The organism is Cutibacterium sp. LaCa_286 (assembly GCF_057198075.1).
The window spans coordinates 903020-924605 of the sequence record NZ_CP191091.1; the positions used below are offsets into that span (position 1 = coordinate 903020).

General features: G+C 63.5%; 15 protein-coding genes and 1 pseudogene. 11 read left to right on the top strand and 5 right to left on the bottom strand.

Features of this window, described 5'->3' with window-relative positions:
• Positions 1 to 269 precede the first annotated feature (269 nt).
• A complete protein-coding gene (locus ACP8JZ_RS03905; protein ID WP_036957370.1) occupies positions 270 to 2411 on the top strand; it encodes a DNA gyrase/topoisomerase IV subunit B in 2142 nt (713 codons plus the stop codon).
• A 509-nt stretch (positions 2412 to 2920) separates the two neighbouring features.
• Here the strand turns inward: ACP8JZ_RS03905 and ACP8JZ_RS03910 are convergent.
• Together ACP8JZ_RS03910 and ACP8JZ_RS03915 are read right to left on the bottom strand one after the other, a co-directional pair.
• The gene (locus ACP8JZ_RS03910) at positions 2921 to 5524 is read right to left on the bottom strand and encodes a DNA gyrase/topoisomerase IV subunit A (RefSeq protein ID WP_306516985.1); all 2604 of its coding nucleotides are present in this window, start codon (positions 5522 to 5524) and stop codon (positions 2921 to 2923) included.
• A 222-nt stretch (positions 5525 to 5746) separates the two neighbouring features.
• On the bottom strand, positions 5747 to 6583 hold the full coding sequence (locus ACP8JZ_RS03915) for an App1 family protein phosphatidate phosphatase (protein ID WP_036957371.1): 837 nt from the start codon (positions 6581 to 6583) through the stop codon (positions 5747 to 5749).
• 434 nt (positions 6584 to 7017) lie between these two features.
• Between ACP8JZ_RS03915 and ACP8JZ_RS03920 the strand changes: the two genes are divergently transcribed.
• A complete protein-coding gene (locus tag ACP8JZ_RS03920) occupies positions 7018 to 8181 on the top strand; it encodes an alkaline phosphatase family protein (RefSeq protein ID WP_371415860.1) in 1164 nt (387 codons plus the stop codon).
• Positions 8182 to 8458: 277 nt separating this feature from the next.
• Positions 8459 to 8965 (top strand): annotated as a pseudogene (locus ACP8JZ_RS03925) (thymidine kinase); the annotation flags it as partial.
• A gap of 48 nt (positions 8966 to 9013) precedes the next feature.
• On the opposite strand, the gene sepH reads toward ACP8JZ_RS03925, so the two are convergent.
• Entirely contained in the window at positions 9014 to 10267 is a 1254-nt protein-coding gene (sepH, locus tag ACP8JZ_RS03930; RefSeq protein ID WP_306516983.1) for a septation protein SepH, read from the bottom strand.
• Between the two features lie 104 nt (positions 10268 to 10371).
• Between sepH and ACP8JZ_RS03935 the strand changes: the two genes are divergently transcribed.
• Complete coding sequence (locus ACP8JZ_RS03935) at positions 10372 to 10668, top strand: DUF4193 domain-containing protein (protein WP_277101574.1); 297 nt, start codon at positions 10372 to 10374, stop codon at positions 10666 to 10668.
• 199 nt (positions 10669 to 10867) lie between these two features.
• On the opposite strand, the gene ACP8JZ_RS03940 is transcribed toward ACP8JZ_RS03935, so the two are convergent.
• A complete protein-coding gene (locus ACP8JZ_RS03940) occupies positions 10868 to 11173 on the bottom strand; it encodes a DUF4235 domain-containing protein (RefSeq protein WP_286321535.1) in 306 nt (101 codons plus the stop codon).
• Positions 11174 to 11356: 183 nt separating this feature from the next.
• Here ACP8JZ_RS03940 and dut point away from each other — a divergent pair, with 183 nt between their 5' ends.
• The 7 genes from dut to dxs all read left to right on the top strand — a co-directional run bounded on the left by dut (position 11357) and on the right by dxs (position 20197).
• Positions 11357 to 11788, top strand: a complete 432-nt coding sequence (dut, locus tag ACP8JZ_RS03945) for a dUTP diphosphatase (RefSeq protein ID WP_306516982.1) — start codon at positions 11357 to 11359, stop codon at positions 11786 to 11788.
• Positions 11789 to 11912: 124 nt separating this feature from the next.
• Positions 11913 to 12677, top strand: coding sequence for a DUF3710 domain-containing protein (locus ACP8JZ_RS03950; RefSeq protein WP_306516981.1), 765 nt, complete (start codon positions 11913 to 11915; stop codon positions 12675 to 12677).
• A gap of 386 nt (positions 12678 to 13063) precedes the next feature.
• Positions 13064 to 14218, top strand: a complete 1155-nt coding sequence (locus ACP8JZ_RS03955) for a class I SAM-dependent RNA methyltransferase (RefSeq protein ID WP_484482726.1) — start codon at positions 13064 to 13066, stop codon at positions 14216 to 14218.
• A gap of 110 nt (positions 14219 to 14328) precedes the next feature.
• Positions 14329 to 14871: a glutathione peroxidase gene (locus tag ACP8JZ_RS03960; protein WP_323458135.1), complete on the top strand. Its 543-nt coding sequence runs from the start codon at positions 14329 to 14331 to the stop codon at positions 14869 to 14871.
• The gene (locus ACP8JZ_RS03965; protein WP_323458136.1) at positions 14868 to 15323 is read left to right on the top strand and encodes a MarR family winged helix-turn-helix transcriptional regulator; all 456 of its coding nucleotides are present in this window, start codon (positions 14868 to 14870) and stop codon (positions 15321 to 15323) included. Before ACP8JZ_RS03960 ends, ACP8JZ_RS03965 begins: the two co-directional genes overlap by 4 nt.
• 153 nt (positions 15324 to 15476) lie before the next feature.
• Positions 15477 to 18143, top strand: a complete 2667-nt coding sequence (acnA, locus tag ACP8JZ_RS03970) for an aconitate hydratase AcnA (RefSeq protein WP_484482727.1) — start codon at positions 15477 to 15479, stop codon at positions 18141 to 18143.
• Between the two features lie 188 nt (positions 18144 to 18331).
• Entirely contained in the window at positions 18332 to 20197 is a 1866-nt protein-coding gene (gene dxs, locus ACP8JZ_RS03975) for a 1-deoxy-D-xylulose-5-phosphate synthase (RefSeq protein ID WP_484482728.1), read from the top strand.
• A gap of 86 nt (positions 20198 to 20283) precedes the next feature.
• Here the strand turns inward: dxs and ACP8JZ_RS03980 are convergent, their stop codons facing one another.
• On the bottom strand, positions 20284 to 21579 hold the full coding sequence (locus tag ACP8JZ_RS03980; protein WP_306516975.1) for an HRDC domain-containing protein: 1296 nt from the start codon (positions 21577 to 21579) through the stop codon (positions 20284 to 20286).
• Positions 21580 to 21586 lie beyond the last annotated feature (7 nt).

The following is a 21586-nucleotide window of genomic DNA, read 5'->3' on the forward strand; positions in this document are numbered from 1 at the left end:
CGTCCTTGTCGGTGGGAAGCATGATTCACTCATGCGTTCCGCACCGCTTGACGCTTGCTGTGGATGCCAACTCAACCTGAGTGACATCTGATGTTCTCCATCATAGCCAGTGAGCCTCCCGATCAAGGATGAGAATCACGAAGGACGGAACATCTGTTCGATTTCGGACTTGAACATCGAATTCCAGTTCGATACACTTGACGTGTTCGCGAGAACGACGTGGGAACACCACCCCGATAGAATTGAGGACTGTGACGACCCAGAGTGGATTGCCCCAGAGTGGATCGGCTTCGAGTACAGCGAAACCGCGGGCAGCAACGAAACGAGCGACGGACCGGGACTACGAGGCGAGAAACATTCTTGTTCTCGAAGGTCTTGAGGCTGTCCGAAAGCGTCCCGCCATGTACATCGGGTCGACGGACACCCGCGGCCTCATGCACTGTCTGTGGGAGATCTTCGACAACGGTGTGGACGAGGCCTTGGCCGGGTTCGGACGCCGTATCACCGTCACCCTGGAAAAGGGCGGGTCCATCCTCGTCACCGACGAGGGTCGCGGTATTCCGGTCGACGTCGAGCCGAGAACTGGGCTGAGTGGCGTCGAGGTCGTCTACACCAAGCTCCATGCCGGTGGAAAATTCGGCGGCGGCGCCTACAACGTCTCAGGTGGCCTTCACGGTGTGGGCGCCTCGGTCGTCAACGCCGTCTCCTCTCGTCTGGACGTGGAGGTGGACCGCAAGTCCACGGTGTGGGGAATGAGCTTCCGACGCGGTGTCCCCGGCGTCTTCGACGGCGACGGCCCCGATGCCCCCTTCACCCCCGAGTCCGGGGTGCGCAAGATCGGCAAGGCCAAGCGGGGAGCCACCGGTACCCGGGTGCGTTACTGGCCGGATTCGCAGATCTTTCTGCCCGATGCCAAGCTGTCGTGGTCCAAGCTTGCCGACCGTGCTCGTCAGACCGCCTTCCTCGTCCCGGGGCTGGAGATCGTCATCACCGACGAGCGTGGCGTCCAGACTGATCCGCAGACCGGCGATGTCCTCGAGACCGTCTCCGAGACGATGCGTTTCGACGGCGGTATCTCGGAGTTCGCCGAGTACCTCGCCAATGACCAGCCGGTCAATGACGTCATGAGGTTGCAGGGGAAGTCCTCCTTCACCGAGACCGTCCCGATGCTGGACGAGAATGGCGGCATGACGCCCACCGACGTTGATCGTGACCTCCAGGTGGACATCGCTCTTCGATGGGGCGATGGCTATGACACCACGGTGCGTTCCTTCGTCAACATCATCGCCACTCCCAAGGGCGGCACCCACGTCCAAGGATTCGAGCAGGGACTGTTACGGGCCTTCTCCTCATCCTTGGAGGGCACCAGGCTGCTCAAGAGTTCCGATGACATCGTCAAGGACGACGTCCTGGAAGGGCTGACGGCAGTCGTCACCGTGAGTTTGGCCGAACCGCAGTTCGAGGGGCAGACCAAGGAAGTGCTCGGTACCCCGCCGGTGCGTCGGATCGTGAGCCGGATCGTCGAGTCCGAGATGGCGGAATTCCTCACGTCGAGCAAGGCAGCCGTCAAACCGGTGGCCCGTACCGTCATGGAGAAGGTCGTCAATGCCTCGCGCGCCCGAGTCGCCGCTCGGGCGCACAAGGAGAACCAGCGACGCAAGAATGCCCTGGAGTCCTCGCACCTGCCTCCCAAACTCAAGGACTGCCGATCCTCCGATCCCGACCTCACCGAGTTGTTCATCGTCGAGGGTGATTCTGCCCTGGGGACGGCCAACGTGGCACGGGACTCGGAGTTTCAGGCTCTGCTGCCCATCCGGGGAAAAATCCTCAACGTGCAGAAGGCCGATCTTGGCGCCATGCTCAAGAACGCCGAGTGTGCGTCGATCATCCAGGTGGTTGGTGCCGGTTCCGGCAAGACCTTCGACATAGACCAAGCTCGGTACGGCAAGGTCATCTTCATGGCCGATGCCGACTCCGATGGTGCACACATCCGCACGTTGCTGGCGACGTTGTTCTTCAAGTACATGCGACCGATGGTCGAGGCGGGCCGGGTTTTCTCGGCCGTGCCACCACTGCATCGGTTCGAACTCATCAACCCCAAACGGGGCATGGAGAAGTACATCTACACCTACACCGACGCTGAGTACCAGCGCACTGCTGCTCGACTGGCCAAGAGAGGTGTGCGGTTCAAGGAACCGCAACGCTACAAGGGCCTGGGCGAGATGGACGCCGATCAGCTCAAGGAGACCACGATGGACAAGCGGCATCGAATGCTCCGGAGGATCACTGTCGACGATGTCGTGGAGGCGGAGCACACCTTTGAAATGCTCATGGGCCAGGAAGTCGCCCCCCGCAAGAAGTTCATCGTCGAGGGTGCCTATCGGCTGGACAGCGAGCAGATCGATGCCTGAGTATGTGCGGGGGTGTCGTGTCGAGATCCAAGGTCTGGGCCAGTGAACAGGATCCCGCAGCACGGACATGGCACGGCAGCACGGACACGACACGTGGGTACCCCCAAGTAGGAGAGTACCGGGTAGGTTGCCGAGCGGTTCCTGCACGGTAGACGCATACGGTAGCGAGGCTGGCGACGCATGGGGTCGCGGGGCCGGAACGACTCGTGCCGCAGAACGTGTGCTCACCGGTTCGCCCTCACTATGCCGTCAGCACAATGACTGCGCCGTACCTCCCCGTGCATGGTTCCATCACCGTGCGCAGCAGCCCCCAGTTCTCACCCCGCCACGACGTCCTCGTGCATGGGGTTCATCACCATGCACGGCAGCAACGACGACTCTGGCCCATACGCCCCGTGGGTCCATCAGCATTCACAGTAACGACGACGCCCCTGTGCTGTACGCCCCTGTGTCTGGGGTCCACCGTGCATGACGATGAACCGGATCACTCGTCAAAGATGGAAACCGGATCACTCGTCAAACAGGTCCGGCTGCTCGGTCTCGTGCCTCGTCCTCTGGGTCGGACCATCGTTGCCGGGACCACTGGCGGTGTCAGGGCTGCCGGGGCCGTCGGTGCTGATGGCGCTGCCCGCAGTCGAACGGGGCTGTGCCTCCACTGCGGTCTTCTCGGCAGCACCTGGATCAGAGGCAGTCGGGTGTGACCAGCACCGTGTGGAGATCGCGAGTATCGACGCCGCGACGCTGGTGCCCGAACCGTCACGTCGGGAATCGACCTCCGGCAGCTCCACCGGTTTGCCCTTGGGACTGCAGGCCACTGCAGGCCTCGCCCCTGCCCAGGCCTGCACCAGGGCCGTCTCACCCTTGAGGAACCGATGACACCGCATGCCCTTGGTTCCTCGTCCCTTGCCCGGGTAGGCCTCGAATGCGGTGACCTTCACCGATCCAGTCGCACCGGACGTGGCATCGTGCCCGGCCACGGTCACGACGACCGAGTCGGGATCGGACACGACCCCGGCCCAGATGACCGGGTCCGCAGAACGCATACCGGTGACTCCGCCACCCAGGCGCCCCTGCGACCGAACCGACGCCAACGGGAAGTGCAGCAACGCGGCTCCTCGGGTGATGAGACACAGCTCCCCGGCATCGCCGTGTGTCTGTACGGCACCGACCACCTCGTCGTCGCCCTTGAGCGTGATGACCTCCCAGCAATCCCTGCTGAGCAGCTCCGGATTCACTCGCTTGACCACGCCATGACGAGTGCCCAGTGCCAGCTCCGGGCCGCCCCCGTCCAAGCTCACGATTGCCAACGCGCGTTCTCCAGCGTCCAGGTCGATGAGATCGGTGAGGGGGGATCCTCCGGACATCGAGGGTGCCGTCGCCGTGGCGGGAAGCGACACCAGGTCGATTGCGCGTGCTCGGATCAGACGTCCTGCCGAGGTGATGACACCGAACTCGCCGCGAGTCGTGGTACGTGCTGCCGAGGTGATGACGTCATGGTCGGCGCGCGGGCCATCCTGTGGCAGTGGGTCGACGGTGTCGATACGGGCCAGGTGCCCAGTGGCCGACATGAGGATCCAGCACGGCTCATCGGGTACCTCCAACGGGACGTCGGTTGCGGTGATGCCGGTGGACCCCAGCAGGACCGTCCGTCGCGGGGTGCCGTACTTCTTGGAGACGGCCGTGAGCTCGTCGGCGACGACCTTGCGCAGCTCGTCGTCGGACGTGACGATCCTGGTGTACTCGGCTATCTGGCTGCTGAGCTGGTCCTTCTCCGACTCCAACTCGATGCGGGAGAACTTGGTGAGCCGACGCAGCTGCATGTCGAGGATGTAATTGGCCTGGGGCTCGTCCAGATCGAAGGCCTTCATGAGGCGCTCCCGAGCCGACGCCGTGTCGTCGGAGGATCGGATGATGGCGATGACCTCGTCGATGTCGACGATGGCCAGCAGCAGTCCTTCGATGAGGTGCAGACGTTCCTCCGCCTTCCCCAGGCGAAATTTCGTACGCCGTAGGGTGACCTCGAGTCGGTGGTCGAGATAGACGTTGAGCAGTTCGAGCAGGCCAAGGGTGCGTGGCTGTCCCTCGACCAGTGCCACGGTGTTGATGGCGAAGGAGTCCTGGAGTTTCGTCATCTTGTAAAGACGTTCCAGGACGGCCTCCGGGTTGAAACCATTCTTGATCTCGATGACGAGACGGGTGCCGTTCTTGAGATCGGTGAGGTCCTTGACGTCGGCGATGCCAGTCAATTTCTTGGACTGGACCAGTGTCTTGATCTGGGCAATGATCTTCTCCGGGCCCACGGTGTATGGAAGCTCGGTGACGACGATTCCCTGACGACGCGGGCTGACCTTCTCGATCGTTGCCCGTGCTCGGATCCGGAATGTTCCCCGACCGGAGGTGTAAGCGCTCTTCACCCCGTCCAGTCCGATGATTGACCCCCCAGTGGGAAGGTCTGGGCCGGGGACGTAGCGCATGACCTTGTCCAGATCCGCATCCGGGTTCTTCAGCAGGTACTTCAGTGCAGCGATGACCTCCACCAGGTTGTGTGGGGGAATGTTCGTCGCCATGCCCACGGCGATGCCAGAAGCGCCATTGACGAGGAGGTTGGGGAAAGCGGCCGGAAGAACCCCCGGCTCGGTTGCCTTGCCGTCGTAGTTGGGGACGAAATCGACGGTGTCCTCACCCAGCCCCTCCACCATGGCCAGGGCGGCCGGAGCCATTCTGCACTCGGTGTAACGCATGGCGGCCGGGCCGGCGTCGAGGGAACCAAAATTGCCGTGGCCATCGGCCAGTGGCAGCCGCATCGACCACGGCTGCGCCAACCGGACCAGGGCGTCATAGATGGCAGCGTCCCCATGCGGGTGCAACTGGCCCATCACCTGTCCCACGACACGGGCGCTCTTGACGTGTGGACGGTCCGGACGCACGTTCATGTCGTCCATCGAGTAGAGGATGCGTCGCTGCACCGGTTTGAGGCCATCGCGTGCATCGGGCAGGGCACGTGAATAGATCACCGAGTACGCATATTCGAGGAAACTGTTCTCCATCTCGTTGGAGACGTCCACATCGATGATGCTCTCGGTGAGATCGTCGTCGGCCGTCCTCCTGGCCATTCCTACTCCTGCCCATGTCGATCCGCCCCCGCATGGATTCGGGGGTTGGCAAGGTTCCATTCTTGCTCATCGGAGAAATTTTTGCCCGATGCCACCGTCCCCCACATCCCAGATGGACTGGACGCAAACCTCCGGTGGGGCAGTGACTGGTGGGTCCTGGGCCGGGGAATCAGCTGCAGGGCGACATCGAATCGGGCGGTCGGAAGGTTCCGCGACGACAGCTCAGCTCAGTACGTCCTTGAGCAGCAGGTGGAGTTTGTCGCCATCGGGAGCCCGTACCAGAGGGGCGGGATCAGGCACCCACTGCACATGTTCGTCGTCCTCCATGATGACTGCCGTGCCGTGTGCCAGCACCTGCTGGGTGGGGGAGAGCTGGCGAATGGCGATGGCCCGGACGTGACCTGGTTGCAGCTCGGCAAACTCCTGGTACAGGCTGATGTCGCGCTGACCGTCGTCGCCGACGAGCAGCCACGTGATGTTGGGGAAGTCGCGGGCAAGTTCTCGCAGCGCCTGCCGTTTGTGGTTGGGGCCAGAACGGAACCAGCCAGTGTTCGTCGGTCCCCAGTCGGTGAGCAGCATGGGACCCGTTGGATACCCATGTCTGCGGAGGAATCGCGTGAGGAACGGGTATGTGGTCCACGATCCGGTGGACACGTAGATCACGGGAGCAGCGGGGTGCTCGGCGAGCAGCTTCTGATACATCCGAGCCATTCCGGGAATTGACTGCCTGGCCTGCTCGGTGAGGACGAAGGTGTTCCATGCTGCGATGAATCCGCGCGGCAGCGAGGTGGAGATCACCGTGTCGTCGATGTCTGAGACGATGCCGAAGGTCTGTGACGAGTCGACGACGAGTATGGGTGCGCTGGTCTCGCGTCCCTCCTCGGTGCGCAGCAGGACATCGTGCCAGCCGGGGGCGAGCCCTTCGTTGCGCACCCGGACATCCAAGTACCCGAGTCGGTCGGTGCGTGCCATGATGCAGGCCCCACCAGTCTCGATCTCGATCCTCACCTGGGGGGCTGGCACGGCACCGAAGTTGCGCCAGCCACGTCGCACGAGCATGTCGGAGTCGTACCAGCTCGACGGGTCCTCGGCGATCTCGTGTGGGGCCAGGATCACGCGGGCCAGGATGCGGATGTGGTTCTGTGAGCCGTAGCCGCGAAACGGTATGAGCAGTGGTTTCCAATCGCGTCTGGTCAATACCGCACCCAGACGCCGGTGCACGGCGTCCTCGATGCGGGCTCCGATGAACGGGCGGTCGGACATGACACAGACGATAGTCGTCTCCGGCCCGTCGTGTGTGCCGGGAACTCTCGAGAACCTTCCGTCGATGCCGGGGCGGGGGAGCGGTGACCATCGACTCACCGCCTCGGGTGCACCAGCGGCCGCATGATTGTGCGAGGTGGCCCATCTGCCTGGAGACGTGGGAAAATGGCGCGGTGAGTTCCAATGTCCCCACCCATCGATTCGATGAGCCATCGGCCAACTCGTCGGCCATGGACAACCTCGTCGAGCTTCCCGACGAGTTCGTCCTGCCGCGCTACGGCGGTCACTGTCTGGCTGACGTGATGCCAGCTGTGGCTCGAAGCCTTGGCCTTGACGATCGCCAATGGTCCGGACGCAGTGCACCCGCCGATCCGATGGCTGCCCTGCCGCAGGCACGTCACTGGGTGGTCATGCTCGTGGACGGGATGGGCAGGAACCTGGTGGAGGAACATGCCAGCTTGGCACCGTTCCTCACCCGGATGAACTCGATACCCGACATGACCTGTGCCGTACCCTCCACGACGGCCACCTCACTCACCTGCCTGGGTACCGGGATGGAGCCGGGGCACCATGGCACCCTGGGCTACACCTTCCGCTCCCCAGAGGGGCCGATCATGAATGCCCTGAGCTGGGCCAATGGCCCCGATCCGCTCACCATGCAGGCCCGTCCCACCGCCTTCGAGCGTCTCGCCGAGCACGGTGTGGAGACGTTCAGCATCGGCCCTACCGGATTCGTCACGTCTGGACTCACCCAGTCTGGGCTGCGCGGTCCGCGGTACCTCTCGGTTCGTGATGAGGACGACATCGACCTGCGTGCCGAACTGGTTGCCGACACCCTGCGCGGCACGACTGCCTCGGTGAGTTATGTCTATGAACGATCCCTCGACCACGTCGGGCATGGCTCAGGATGCCGTTCGGCGCAGTGGCGACGTCGTCTCACGTGGACCGATGAGCTCGTCGAGGCCATTGGTGAGGTGCTCACGCCAGACAGCGCACTCGTCGTCACCGCCGATCATGGCATGGTCGATGTGCCGGATGACCACATGATCATCGCCGAGGACCAGGCCGGGTTGCTGGCCGACGTCAATGAGCTGGGCGGGGAGCCACGTACCCGACACGTCTACACCGATCACCCAGATGAGGTTGCCGAGCGGTGGCGTTCCATCCTCGCCGATCGAGCCATGGTCCTCACCGCCGACCAGGCCCTGCACATGGGGCTTCTGGGGAAGTGGGACCCGGCGATGCGCAATCGGTTGGGAGACGTCCTGGCATTCATGAGGGGGCAGTGGGCGGTGATGACCCGTCAGATGCCCAGGGAGATGTCCCTGATCGGTATGCACGGTTCGCTCACGGATGATGAAATGCTCATTCCTCTTCTGTACTGTGAAGGCTGATCCCGTGGCAGAGCTTGTTTTCTACACTGGACCGATGGATTCGGGGAAATCCACCTTGGCGCTGCAGCTCGACTACAGCCAGTCGGCCCACGACCGTCAGGGGATGCGGTACACCATGCATGACCGGTCCGGTCATGCCGGTTGCCAACCTGATGACCCGGAGCACGCCACCTCGGACCGAGAAAGCCTTGGCCAGATTGATTCAGAAGATGATGAGTCACGTCCTGAGGCGTCTCGGAGGAGCGATCCGCCAGACAACGGATCATCTGGTCAGACGATGATCACGTCCCGGATCGGGTTGTCCGCCACGGCCCGTGACGTCAATGGCATCGATGTCTATGACGACGTGGTGGCGACCCTCACGACCGGCACTCGGGTTGACTATCTGATATGTGATGAGGCTCAGTTCTATCGCCCCGAGCAGATCGACCAATTGTCCCGGGTCGTTGACGAACTGGGTATCGATGTCTTTTGTTTCGGCATTCTCGCCGATTTTCGAACCGAGCTCTTTCCCGGGTCCCGGCGTCTGGTGGAGCTGTGTGATCGTCTCGACAAACCGCCCGTCATGCCGTTGTGCTGGTGTGGCCGGCCAGCAACCCACAATGCCCGTGTCGTCAACGGGGTCATGACCACCCAAGGTGACCAGGTCGTCGTCGGTGACACCGACACCAGTGACGAGGTGCACTACGAGGTGCTGTGCCGCCGCCATCACCGGCAGCGAATCACCGCTGAAAGGTCACGGGCAACCCTGTCGGAACAGACCCTGCCCTTCGACGAGTTGTGAGGCGATTGGTATTTCTTGGTTCGGGCGTGGTTCGGCGTGAGGCGGGTCTCACGCGTGTGGGGCGGGACCACCAAACATGATCTCGTCCCAACTGGGGATCGAGGCGCGCTTGCGGCGTTTGCGTGACTGCTTCTTCCTGGCCTGGCCTGGTTTGGGGTCCTTCGTGGAGTCCTTGTCGTCATCGGGGGTGGCGGCGTCCTTGTCGGGGGTTGTGTCGTTGCTCGATGCATCATGTTCCGCTACTTGCCCCCGGGGGGACCCGGTGCCTGCGGCGTCGTCCCCGTCCGTCGCCTGTCCGGTGGTCGTGCTCGAGTCGTCGTCGGGATCCGATGTGGCGGTGGCGCTCATGGGGGAGTTGAGGCCTTCGTAGATGTTGACCGAATCCTCCTGGAAACCAGCCACGGCCTCGTACAGGGCGTCCATCTGGCTGTCGGTTGAGGGAACGAAGTCGTAGACCCCGTTGGTCGACGTCATGCCGGGGATCGTCGGGCTCGACGACGTGGGGGTGTCGGCCTGCTCGGTGCTCGAGGCGATGCCCTGCTCTGCCCCATCGGAGTGCTGGTCGTGGTCCGTGGTTGTCCGGGGGCGTTGTGCTGCACGGCGGGTGTCGGCTGCACCGCCAGGTTGGCCCACTTGGTCGGCTTCGCCCGTGCCAGGTGCCTCGGGTTGGCCCAGCAGGCCGGCGAAGAAGTGTCGGTCCGCCGACTCACTCACCGCTCGTACGATTGCCAGCTCGTCGTTGAGATCGACGGTGGGTTCCTCGTCAGGGTTCTCGGTCTCGCGAGTGCGGGACGCCGAGACTCGGTCATCGGTGAGCCACCGGGCTCCAGCATCCAGTGGGCGCGAGCGGCGAGTGTGCTGGTCGAATCGGAAGGTTGCCACATGCGACTGGGGGTCGTCGGACAGTGGATCGGCGGGGCCTTGTTCCCCGTGCCATCGAGCGCAGACCTCCCAGGACCGATCCGCAAGACGACGTGCACTCCAAGTGAGATCGTCGGGATCGAAACCGACCTTGGTGGCCACTCGATCGACGACCGAGCGCAGACTGCGTCGTGACGAGGGATTGTTGCGATGCCGAATCGGACCGTCCAGAGCAGTGCTGACGACGTGGTCCAGCTCGGCGAGCACTGGCACGGCAAAGGGTTCGACATCCTCCACGGACACACCAGCCTCGTCAGCGACGTCTGTCACGCGTGCGCCACTGCGGATGCGCGCCTGAATCTCGCGTGGGCTGAGTGCACTGTCCATCGTCAACCTCTCTTTGTCATGCAGGGTAACCAGTACCCGGGCATTCTCATCCAACCGTATATGGTTGCGTCACCACATGGCTTGACATGCATGTCCCCCGATCAATTTGACAGGCGTGATACACATATGGCCGAACATCAAGGTCAGGGAAGGTAACCATGGCAACTGATTACGACGCCCCGCGCAAGTCCGATGAAGAGGTCCGCGAGGACTCCATCGAGGAGCTCAAGAACCATCGGAACGAGCAGAACTCCGGCAAGGTGGACCAGGACGAGGTCGAAGCTGCCGAGGCTTTCGAGCTACCAGGTGCCGACCTCTCCCACGAGGAGCTGACGGTACGAGTACTGCCTCGCCAGAACGGTGAATTCACCTGCGCCTCCTGCTTCCTGGTGAAGGGACGCTCGCAGCTGGCCGAGGAACGGAACGGAAAGTTCTACTGCGTCGACTGCGTCTGAGCCCCGACGGCGGACGTCCCCCGAATGTCGAGATGGCGAGGCACATCATGCGTCTCGCCATCCTCTCTCACCCCAGATACCCCAGATGTGCGCGATGAGTACAGAGCATGGGCATCGACTCATCAAGCGGTGGGTGCCGGGGTGTGGGCACGATCATTCCCAAGACAACGATGGGGGCGCTCGTGCGTGTGCGACTGGATCAGTCGTCGTCCTGCCTGCGCACTCCCACCTTCTTGCCGGTGACCGGGTTCACCAAGCTGTACTTCATCCAACGACGGTTGGTGAACCGACGCGCGATGAGCTGCGCCCCGGCAACTCCCAGGCCACTGGCCACGGCCCACGACAGTGCGCGCCCCGTGGTCTCCTCGGGGTCCTCCGCACTGGGCGGCTCGTCATCTCCGGTGACGTAGCGCCATGCCCCCTCGACGAGCTTCTGGGAGACGAGGGTGGTGACGGCACCGATGGCGCTGGCGTAGATCTTCCAAGCGATTTTTTCGGGCTTCATGACCACGATTCTAATGGGCGATCGACGTGGGATGTGGCCCCAGCCGAGAAACCTGTCCTGCCCGGTTCTGCCCTCCGGATCGCTGTGACATGCCTCCTGTGGGCTGCATCAGTACCATGCAGATGAGACTGGCACGCGACGACTCTGTTCGCGGTGCCGTGCGGACTCGCCACAGGAGGCATCATGATCGTTCCCAGTGTGGTTGACGATGACTCGTCGCTGCCGCGCTACGCACTGCCCGGAGACGCGGGAGCCGACCTGCGTTGTCGGGAACACGTCATTCTCCGGCCGGGGGAGCGCAGGCTCGTCCCCACCGGCGTTCGAGCCGCCATCCCCGATGGACATGTGGGGTTCGTCAATCCCAGGTCGGGGCTTGCCATCCGTACCGGTCTGTCCATCGTCAACGCTCCCGGAACCATCGACTCGGGGTACCGAGGCGAGATCAAGGTGGCGCTGGTCAACCTGGATCAGCACGAGCCCATTGAGCTCCAGGTTGGTGATCGTGTCGCGCAGCTCGTCATCGTTCCATTCGTCCATGCCCAGTTCGTCCGTGTCGACGAGCTGGACGACACCGAACGTGGCCAAGGCGGTTATGGATCCACGGGTCGCAGCTGAGGCGCCTCCATCGGCCATGCCGCATGGCGCAAATCTGCGATGAACTCTCAGGAGACCTGTCTCGTGGTTCGTGACGTCGTCCAGCTAGAATACGCGGCGTTGCCGTAGGAAGGATTCGCAAGTCGTGTTCGGTCGCAAGAAGAAGAATGACGCCGTCGACGAGACGAGCCCATTTCAGCCCAAGAAGGAAGAACTGGATGAGCAACAGGATCTCGACGACGAGACTGAGTCGCACGCTCCCGGTGATGAGGACGAGGTAGAGGCTGACCAGGACGACGAGGTGGCTGAGCTGTACCGGCCCAACCTCGAGCGTGTCGACGGACCGTTCGACTACGAGGAGGTCGATCTCGACGCCGATGAGATCGAGCGTATCGACTTCGGATCCCTCATCCTCACTCCCTTCGAGAACATGCAGATGCAGATCCAGCTGGATCAGCAGAGCGGCGCCGTGCAGTCCCTGCTCATCATGCAGGGCGGCAGTGCCTTGGAAGTGGCGCTCTTCGCTGCTCCATCCACTGGCCTCATCATTGACGACGTCCACCGTGACATGATGAGTGGTACTGCCTCCGAGGGAGGCGAGGCGAATGTTGGCCCCGGCCCGTTGGGAGCCGAATTGCGTCGGATCGTCCCCGTCAAGACGCCAGAAGGCCAGGAGGGATACCACGTCTCGCGTACCTGGCTGGTCCAGGGGCCGCGGTGGCTGCTGCGTGGTGTCCTCATGGGGGAGGCCGCGTTCCAGGAGGATCTCAACGCCACGGGTCAACTGCTGTTGGAGTTCTTCTGCAATCTCGTGGTACGCCGTGACGACTCACCACGCGTTCCGGGCGATCTCATCACCTTGCAGGTGCCCAACCAGTTGAGAGCCGACGAACAGCAGCAACAGCAGTGATCCCGTGTGGTCCTTGCCCCTGTCGGCGGTGCACCTGATCTGCACGGTGGCGCACACGTGACTGGCTGAGCACCACACCAGCGATAGACACGGGGACCGGCCCGCATGCAACTACTGCTGATCTGCAGCCTCGGCACGTGCTGCGTTACGGCAACACCGGCTAGGGTAGGGCGCTGTGAATTGTTCCACAGGCCGTGTCGCTGCTCCCTCGACCGGAGGTGAGCAGGGCGTGGGCACCGCGTCGACCCCCATGTGGCATGCGCGACGCCAGACTCATGTCCCCGCAGTGGGTGGCGTTCCCGGCACGGTGTGCGCCCATGCGAGGTTGTCACGCCGAACAGAGCACGCCATTGCTCGAAAGGTACACATCGGGATGAGGTCCAGACATGACTTGTGATGCTCATCTTGGCCCCATTGCGCACGGCGGGTACTGCGTTGCACGGGTGGACGGTCGCGTCGTGTTCGTGCGAGGCGGACTGCCAGGTGAGGACGTGAGCATCGAGATCACCGACGATTCCCACGCATCGCACTGGTTCGCCCAGGTCGTCTCGATTCGGCACCCCAGCCCGTACCGCGTCGTGCCCCCCTGCCCCGTGGCGCAGCTGTGTGGGGGTTGTGACTTCCAGCACGTCGAGTTGGGTCAACAGCGAGAACTCAAGGGTGCGGTACTTGCCGAGCAGCTCAATCGCATCGCTGGAATCGACTGGCACGGTAGGGTGCAGCCGATCCCGGGAGCCGAGGATGGTCTGGGCTGGCGCACTCGTATGCAGTACCGATCCCTCGATGGCGTTCCCGCCCTGCGTGGCCACCGATCCCACGACCTCGTCGCGGTTCCCGACGACGGCTGCCCCCTTGCCCATCCTGCTGGCCGAGCTGCCGCGACTGCGGCGGCCCCCCACACCCAGGACCTGCTTCTCGTCACCGTCTCGGCGGCATCGACCGATGATCCACAGGTGTCGGTCATCAATGACGGGGAGCTGGTTCTCGGGGCCACCCCGGTCACCGAGTCGGTGGGTGATCGGCGCTGGAAAGTGGATGCCTCCGGGTTCTGGCAGGTGCATCCGCACGCTGCACAGACCCTCGGATCGGTCGTCCTGGAAGAACTCGCACCACGTCCCGGTGAGACTGCCCTGGACCTCTACTGCGGCGTGGGACTTTTCGCCGGCCTGTTGGCCGATGCCGGAGCTCGTGTCACGGGGATCGAGATCTCCAGACGAGCTGTACGGCTGGCCAGAAGGAACGTGCCCGGAGCCCGATTCATTGCTGGGCGTATGGAGCGATCCTTGGGCAGGCTGCCCCGTCGCACCAATGTCGTTGTGCTGGACCCGCCGCGTCGGGGAGCCGGGCGCAAGGTCGTCGAGGCCGTGGCTGCGACGTCACCTCGCGCCATTGCCCATGTGGCCTGCGATCCGGCAGCCCTGGCACGCGATCTCAAACTTTTTGCCGAGCAGGGCTACCGCCCCAGAACCATCCAGGCCTTTGACCTGTTCCCGATGACCCACCACGTGGAGGCAGTCGCCATCCTCGAACGAGAGGTGTGATCCCCAGCAGAACTCCACCGCGCAGGAGGTCAAGCACCTGCTTGACATCAAATTAAGTTGTGTACAATTTTATTTGTCACTTGATTTTGAGCCCCAGGAGGCATGCAGCGATGAGCATCTACGACTACAGCATTCCCACCCCCGATGGAACCGACCTCGATCTCAAGCAGTACGAGGGCAAGGTGATCATGATCGTCAACACTGCCACCGGGTGTGGCTTCACCCCGCAGTACGAGGACCTCGAGCAGATCTATCACGACTGCCACGACAAGGGTCTGGAGATCATCGACATACCGTGCAACCAGTTCAAGGGGCAGACGCCGGGCACCGACGAGGAGATCCATGAGTTCTGCACTCTCAAGTACCACACGGAATTTCCGCAGATGCGCAAGAGTGACGTCAACGGTGAGCATGCGCTGGACCTCTACACCTACCTCAAGGGCCAGCGGCCCTTCGAGGGCTTCGGACGAGGTGCCAAGGCGTTCGCCATGAGCGTCATGCTCAAGAGGATCGACAGGAACTACAAGTCGAACCCCGACATCAAGTGGAACTTCACGAAGTTCGTCATCGACCGGGCTGGCAACGTCGTTGCTCGCTTCGAGCCCACTGCCGACATGAAGGACGTCCGGGACTGCGTCGAGGGTCTGCTGTGAGCGAGGACGATCTGCTGCTCGATCGCCAACTGTGCTTCCCGCTGTATGCCTGTGCGCGGAAGGTGACTGGCGTCTACACACCGTACTTTCGCAAGTTGGGTCTGACGTACACTCAGTACATCGTTCTTCTGGTGCTGTGGGAGCACGATGACGTCTCGGTCAATGACCTGGGGCGACGGCTTCATCTGGACAGTGGAACTCTCACCCCGGTGCTCAAGAAGATGGCCACCAAGGGGTGGATCACACGGTCTCGCTGCACTCGGGACGAGCGGCGTGTACACATCCGACTCACTCCTGAGGGGCAGGCCCTGCGCGATGAGGTGAAGGACATCCCGCAGGCCGTGGGGGCATGCCTCCCGCTGAGTGAAGGGGAGGCGAAGGAGTTGCACCGGCTCCTCCACAAGATCCTCGATTCCCCTGCCGAGACGGGGGCGGTCACCTCCGCGGTGTGAGGATCCGATGTTCACCGATCCATGGCGCAGGAACTCTGCGCTCCCGATGGTCGCATGGTATCTTGACATCAAGATATCCTTCGGAATCGAGACGCGGTGGCGATCTCGCGCGATGATGGAGCCAACGGTCATCTAGAGCTTGGAGTTCATTCGATGAGCATCAACAGTTTCGGCGCCCGGCGTACCCTCGACGTCGATGGTCAGTCCTACGAGATCTACGACATCGACGCCGTTCCCGGTTCCTCCGACCTTCCGTACAGCTTGAAGGTCCTTCTGGAGAATCTGCTGCGCACCGAGGACGGTGCCAACATCACTGCCGACCAGATCACGGCTCTTGGCCAGTGGGACGCCACCGCTCAGCCCTCCCATGAGATCCAGTTCACCCCGGCGCGCGTCATCATGCAGGACTTCACCGGGGTGCCGTGCATCGTCGACCTCGCCACCATGCGAGAAGCCATCGCCGACCTCGGCGGAGACCCCAACAAGGTCAATCCGCTCTCCCCGGCAGAGATGGTCATCGACCACTCCGTCATCGTCGAGAAGTTCGGCGTCCCCGACGCCCTGCAGGCCAACATGGGCATCGAGTACGATCGCAACCGGGAGCGCTACCAGTTCCTGCGGTGGGGGCAGACGGCCTTCGAGAACTTCCGCGTCGTCCCGCCGGGCACTGGCATCGTCCACCAGGTGAATCTGGAACACCTGGCCCGCGTCACCTTCGTGCGTGAGGAGGACGGCACCAGGATCGCCTACCCGGACACCTGCGTGGGCACCGACTCCCACACCACCATGGTCAACGGGCTGGGCGTCGTCGGCTGGGGGGTCGGCGGCATCGAGGCCGAGGCTGCCATGCTCGGCCAGCCGGTCTCCATGCTCGTTCCGCGTGTCGTCGGCTTCAAGCTCTCCGGGGAGCTCCGGGAGGGGGTCACGGCCACCGACCTCGTCCTGCGCATCACCCAGATGCTGCGTGAGCACAAGGTCGTCGGCAAGTTCGTCGAGTTCTACGGTTCCGGTGTCTCCGCCGTTCCGCTGGCCAACCGGGCCACCCTGGGCAACATGAGCCCCGAGTACGGTTCGACCGTCGCGATCTTCCCGGTCGATGACGTCACCCTGGACTATCTGCGACTCACCGGACGCGACGAGCACCAGATCAAGCTCATCGAGGCCTACACCAAGGCCCAGGGCATGTGGCACGATCCCAGTCACGAGGCGCGCTACTCCGAATACCTGGAGCTCGACCTGTCCACCGTCACCCCCGCCATCGCTGGTCCGAAACGTCCGCAGGATCGTATTGAACTCACCGAGGCCAAGGAGTCCTTCGAGGGTCTCGTGCCCAGCTACACCTCCAACCCGGGTGTCAAGGTTCCGGTGACGTTGTCCGACGGGCGTTCCTTCGAGCTGGCCAATGGCGCCGTCACCGTGGCCGCGATCACCTCGTGCACCAACACCTCCAACCCGAGTGTCATGATCGCCGCCGGTCTGGTCGCCAAGAAGGCCCACGAGCTCGGCCTGAAGCCCAAGCCATGGGTCAAGACCTCCCTGGCCCCCGGATCCCAGGTCGTCACCGACTACTTCAATCGTGCTGGACTGGCGCAGCACCTCAGCGCTGTCGGGTTCGACCTCGTCGGTTACGGCTGCACCACCTGCATCGGCAACACCGGACCGCTCATCCCCGAGGTCTCGACGGCCATCAACGACAACGATCTGGCCGTCACTGCGGTGCTCTCGGGCAATCGCAACTTCGAAGGACGCATCAGCCCCGATGTCAAGATGAACTATCTGGCCTCTCCGCCACTGGTCGTCATCTATGCGCTGGCCGGGACGATGGACATCGATCTCGCCACCGAGCCGGTCGCCGTCACCGACGACGGGAAGGAGGTGTTCCTCACGGATCTGTGGCCCTCGGCCACCGAGATCGCCGAGATCGTCAACTCGTCCATCTCGGCGCAGATGTACACCGAGCGCTACGCCGACGTCTTCGACGGAGGGGAGCGCTGGAAGTCGTTGGAGACACCCGAGGGTGACACCTTCGCCTGGGATGCCGACTCCACCTATGTGCGCAAGTTGCCGATCTTCGACGGCATGGCCGCCAGTCCCGAGCCCGTGCACGACATCCACGACGCCCGGGTGCTGCTCAAGCTCGGCGACTCGGTGACCACCGACCACATCTCCCCGGCCGGTGCCATCAAGCCCGACTCCCCAGCCGGGCTGTGGCTGGCCGAGCAGGGCGTGCAGCGCAAGGACTTCAACTCCTATGGTTCCCGCCGCGGCAACCACGAGGTCATGATGCGTGGCACCTTCGCCAACATTCGGTTGCGCAACCAGCTCGCCCCCGGCACCGAGGGTGGCTTCACCCGTGACTTCACCGTCGCAGACGGCCCGGTGAGCACCGTCTACGACGCCGCGGTGAACTACCGAGCCGCCAACACCCCGCTCGTCGTCCTGGGCGGCAAGGAGTACGGCTCGGGATCCTCACGCGACTGGGCCGCCAAGGGCACCATGCTGCTGGGCGTCAAGGTCGTCATCGCCGAGAGCTACGAGCGCATCCACCGCTCCAACCTCATTGGCATGGGTGTGCTGCCCCTGCAGTTCCCCGAGGGGGTCAGCGCAGACTCGCTGGGTCTGAGCGGTGAGGAGACCTTCGACTTCGAGGGCATCGAGCAGATCAATGAGACGATCCCGCCGACCATTCACGTCACCGCGACCAGGGACGGCCGGGCCACCGAGTTCGACGTCGTCGTGCGTATCGACACCCCGGGGGAGCGTGAGTACTACCTCAACGGTGGAATCCTGCAGTACGTGCTGCGTCGGATGGCGAAGTGACACGTTCCAGCTCGGGCCACCCCAGATGCGCATGACCCGCGACCACGTCTGACGAGGTGCCCTGCGACACGCTGAGACGGGCGTATCGCAGGGCACCACACGTCAGGAACCGCATGGCGCGTGTCAACCCATCATCCCGATGAGGTGACCGACGTGACTGGCCATGCATTGAGCATAGGATTGTGACCATGTCCCTACTCGACCGCGTTCACTGCCCAGATGATCTTCGACACCTCTCCCCGGAGGAGTCAGAGGAACTGGCGAGGGAGATCCGTAGCTTCCTCATCGAGCATGTGAGTCGCACCGGAGGCCACCTCGGCCCGAATCTCGGCGTCGTGGAGATCACCATCGCCCTGCACCGGGTCTTCGACTCCCCACGGGACCCGATCATCTTCGACACCGGTCATCAGAGTTACGTCCACAAGATCCTCACCGGGCGTGCCGACCAGTTCGACAGGATGCGTCAGGAGGACGGGCTGTCCGGGTACCCCAGTCGTGCGGAGTCCGAGCACGACTGGGTCGAGAATTCCCATGCCTCCACCTCGTTGTCGTGGGCCGAGGGGATGGCCAGGGCCTTCCAGCACCAAGGACGTGACGATCGCACCGTGGTGGCTGTCATCGGAGACGGGGCACTCACCGGCGGTATGGCGTGGGAGGCACTCAATTCCATTGCCGCCCAGCCAGACCTCCCACTCGTCATCGTCGTCAACGACAACGGACGCTCCTACACCCCAACGGTGGGCGGTCTGGCCGATCGACTCTCGGCCATCCGTACCGACCCGCACTACGAGGACGCCTTGGTGCGCATGAAGAAGGCCGTGACCGGTGCCCCCCTGGGCAAGCAGGTCTACGGGCTCATGCACGGTGTCAAGGCTGGCGTCAAGGACGTCCTGGTCGGTGGGCCGGGAATCTTCTCAGACCTCGGGATCAAGTATCTGGGGCCGGTCGACGGTCACAACGTGGCCGACCTGGAACGTGCCTTCGAGCTTGCCAAACGGTTTGGCCGTCCCGTCATCGTCCATGCCATCACCGTCAAGGGCAAGGGCTTCGCAGCAGCCGAGAACAACAAGGAGGACGCCTTCCACGCGGTCGGCAAGATCGATCCCACCACCGGACAATCCTTGGGTGGGACCAGCGCACACACCTGGAGCGGTGCTTTTTCTGCGAGCATGGTGGAGATCGGTGAGAAACGCCCCGACGTCTTCGGGATCACTGCGGCAATGCTCTATCCGGTAGGTCTGGCGCCATTCGCTGCCCGACACCCCGATCGCGTCATGGACGTCGGTATCGCCGAGCAGCACGCACTCACCGTTGCGGCAGGTATGGCCACCGCCGGTCTGCACCCCGTCGTTGCGCTGTACTCGACCTTCCTCAACCGAGCCTTCGACCAGTTGCTCATGGATGTCGGCCTGCATGAGCAGGGAGTCACCGTCGTCCTGGATCGTGCCGGGATCACCGGCACGGATGGAGCCAGCCACAACGGCATGTGGGATCTTGCCATCTGCGGGATCGTTCCTGGTCTCATGATGGCCGCTCCGCGCGATCGTGCCCACCTGGAATCGGTGCTGTGGCAGGCCATCGACATCGACGACCGTCCCACCGTCATTCGCTATTCCAAGGACCCCATGCCCGAAACCGTCGAGGTTCTCAGGACCATCGACGAGGTGGACGTACTCAAGGAAGGCGCCCCCGGTGGTGTGCTCATGGTGGCTCACGGGCAGCTGTGTGGAGCCGCGGTGGAGGCAGCGACCTCACTCGGCGAGGAGGTCACCGTGGTGAGCCCACGGTGGGCGTTGCCGATCAACCCCGCCCTCGTGTCGATGGCACGAGAGTCACGAGCCGTCGTCTCGGTCGAGGACGGATTGGTGAGTCAGGGACTGGGAGCTCAGCTCTCGGCACGACTACGAGAATCCGCCGTGTGGACGCCCACCTGCGAACTCGGTGTTCCCAAACAGTTCCTCGCCCAGGCGTCCCGCTCGTCGATCATGAAACGGATCGGCCTGGACGCACCAGGCATCGCCGAGTCGGTGAACCAGTTCCTCCAGCACATCTGAGGAGCCAGTCGACGGGACGTGACCTCCCAGGTGTTGGGTGCTGTCCAGTCGCCAAGTGATGGGGTCGCCCGGTGTTGGTCGCGAAATCACCGTACTGAGCGCAGCACGCGAGAGACACGTCCGGCCACCAGGTCTCGTTGCCACTGTCTGGCACCAAGATCGGTAAGGAAGGCGTCCACACCGAGTGGGCTGAGGTCTCGTGGCGGCTGCCAGCACACCTGTCGTACGGCGTCGGGGGCGATGAGATTCGCTGGATCGATGTGTGCCGACTCCGCCAACTCGTTGACAGCCGGGCGCACGGCCTGCCACCGACGGGCTGCCTCGGGGTGGTGGCGCTCCCAGTTCCGTGGTGGGGGAATGCGGTGGGGATCACGTGGCGCACGCTTGGGTGGGTATTCCGTGGCCGGAGTCCTGGCGGCGTGACGAATGGCCTGTGTCCACACGTCGAGATGTGCCTTGGCCCTGCCATGGCGGAATCCGCGGGTTCTCCGAACGTCTGCATCGGTGAGGGTGACGCACGCACCCACTTGACGGGCCAGGGAGATGATGACTCGGTCGTGCAGCACCTTGCTCGGTGCCACGTCAAGCTCCTGGGCCACGGAGTCCCGGGCCTGCCAGAGGTCCTTGACCACCTGAAGCCCGGCACGGGTGGTGACCTCGCCGATTCCCGAGGTGCGACGCCAGCGGGTCGGATCGGTGGCGCTCATGGTGGACGGGGCCGCTGCGGCCACCTGGACCAGGTAGTCGAATTCCTGGCGTGCCCACTCCTGTTTGCCCGCATTCTGCAGGTCGTGCCACACCTTGACCCTCAGTTCGTCGAGCAGTTCGACGTCCAGGGCGGCATAGGTGAGGAAGTCCTCGGGCAGTGGCCGCTGCGACCAGTCGGAGGCGGAGTGTTCCTTGAGCAGATGCGCCCCGCAGTAACGTTCCACCATGTGACCCAGCCCCACCTTGGGAAGTCCCAGCAGACGCCCGGCGAGTTCGGTGTCGAAGAGTGTGGTGGGGCGAAGACCTTCCAGCGCGAGGCACGGGATGTCCTGGATGGCGGCGTGCAGTATCCACTCGGTGCCGGACAGTGCCTGTGCCAGATCATCCAACCCGGCCCCGGCAGGGCCGTCATCAAAGGCAGTGGGGTCGACGAGGTGGGTCCCGCTGCCGGAGCGTCTCAGTTGGATGAGGTAGGCCCGCGGCCAGTATCGGAATCCGTGGGCACGTTCGGTGTCGATGGCCACGGGCCCGGTGCCATGACGCAGGGCCGCGATGGTACGTGTCAGGGCCTCGGGGGTGTCGACGACTGGTGCCAGGGGTTCGGAGGGTTTGCTGAGAATGGGCAGTCCGGAATCAGGGTCGATGTCATGACCAGGCATGTCATGCGGCGTCATGGTCGGA

Coding starts and splice junctions, on each gene's coding strand:
- ACP8JZ_RS03980 (WP_306516975.1), bottom strand. CDS start 21,579: ATGACGCCGCATGACATGCCTGGTCATGACATCGACCCTGATTCCGGA.
- ACP8JZ_RS03935 (WP_277101574.1), top strand. CDS start 10,372: ATGGCAACTGATTACGACGCCCCGCGCAAGTCCGATGAAGAGGTCCGC.
- ACP8JZ_RS03940 (WP_286321535.1), bottom strand. CDS start 11,173: ATGAAGCCCGAAAAAATCGCTTGGAAGATCTACGCCAGCGCCATCGGT.
- acnA (WP_484482727.1), top strand. CDS start 15,477: ATGAGCATCAACAGTTTCGGCGCCCGGCGTACCCTCGACGTCGATGGT.
- ACP8JZ_RS03915 (WP_036957371.1), bottom strand. CDS start 6,583: ATGCTCGTGCGACGTGGCTGGCGCAACTTCGGTGCCGTGCCAGCCCCC.
- dut (WP_306516982.1), top strand. CDS start 11,357: ATGATCGTTCCCAGTGTGGTTGACGATGACTCGTCGCTGCCGCGCTAC.
- ACP8JZ_RS03910 (WP_306516985.1), bottom strand. CDS start 5,524: ATGGCCAGGAGGACGGCCGACGACGATCTCACCGAGAGCATCATCGAT.
- ACP8JZ_RS03955 (WP_484482726.1), top strand. CDS start 13,064: ATGACTTGTGATGCTCATCTTGGCCCCATTGCGCACGGCGGGTACTGC.
- ACP8JZ_RS03960 (WP_323458135.1), top strand. CDS start 14,329: ATGAGCATCTACGACTACAGCATTCCCACCCCCGATGGAACCGACCTC.
- dxs (WP_484482728.1), top strand. CDS start 18,332: ATGTCCCTACTCGACCGCGTTCACTGCCCAGATGATCTTCGACACCTC.
- ACP8JZ_RS03920 (WP_371415860.1), top strand. CDS start 7,018: ATGGACAACCTCGTCGAGCTTCCCGACGAGTTCGTCCTGCCGCGCTAC.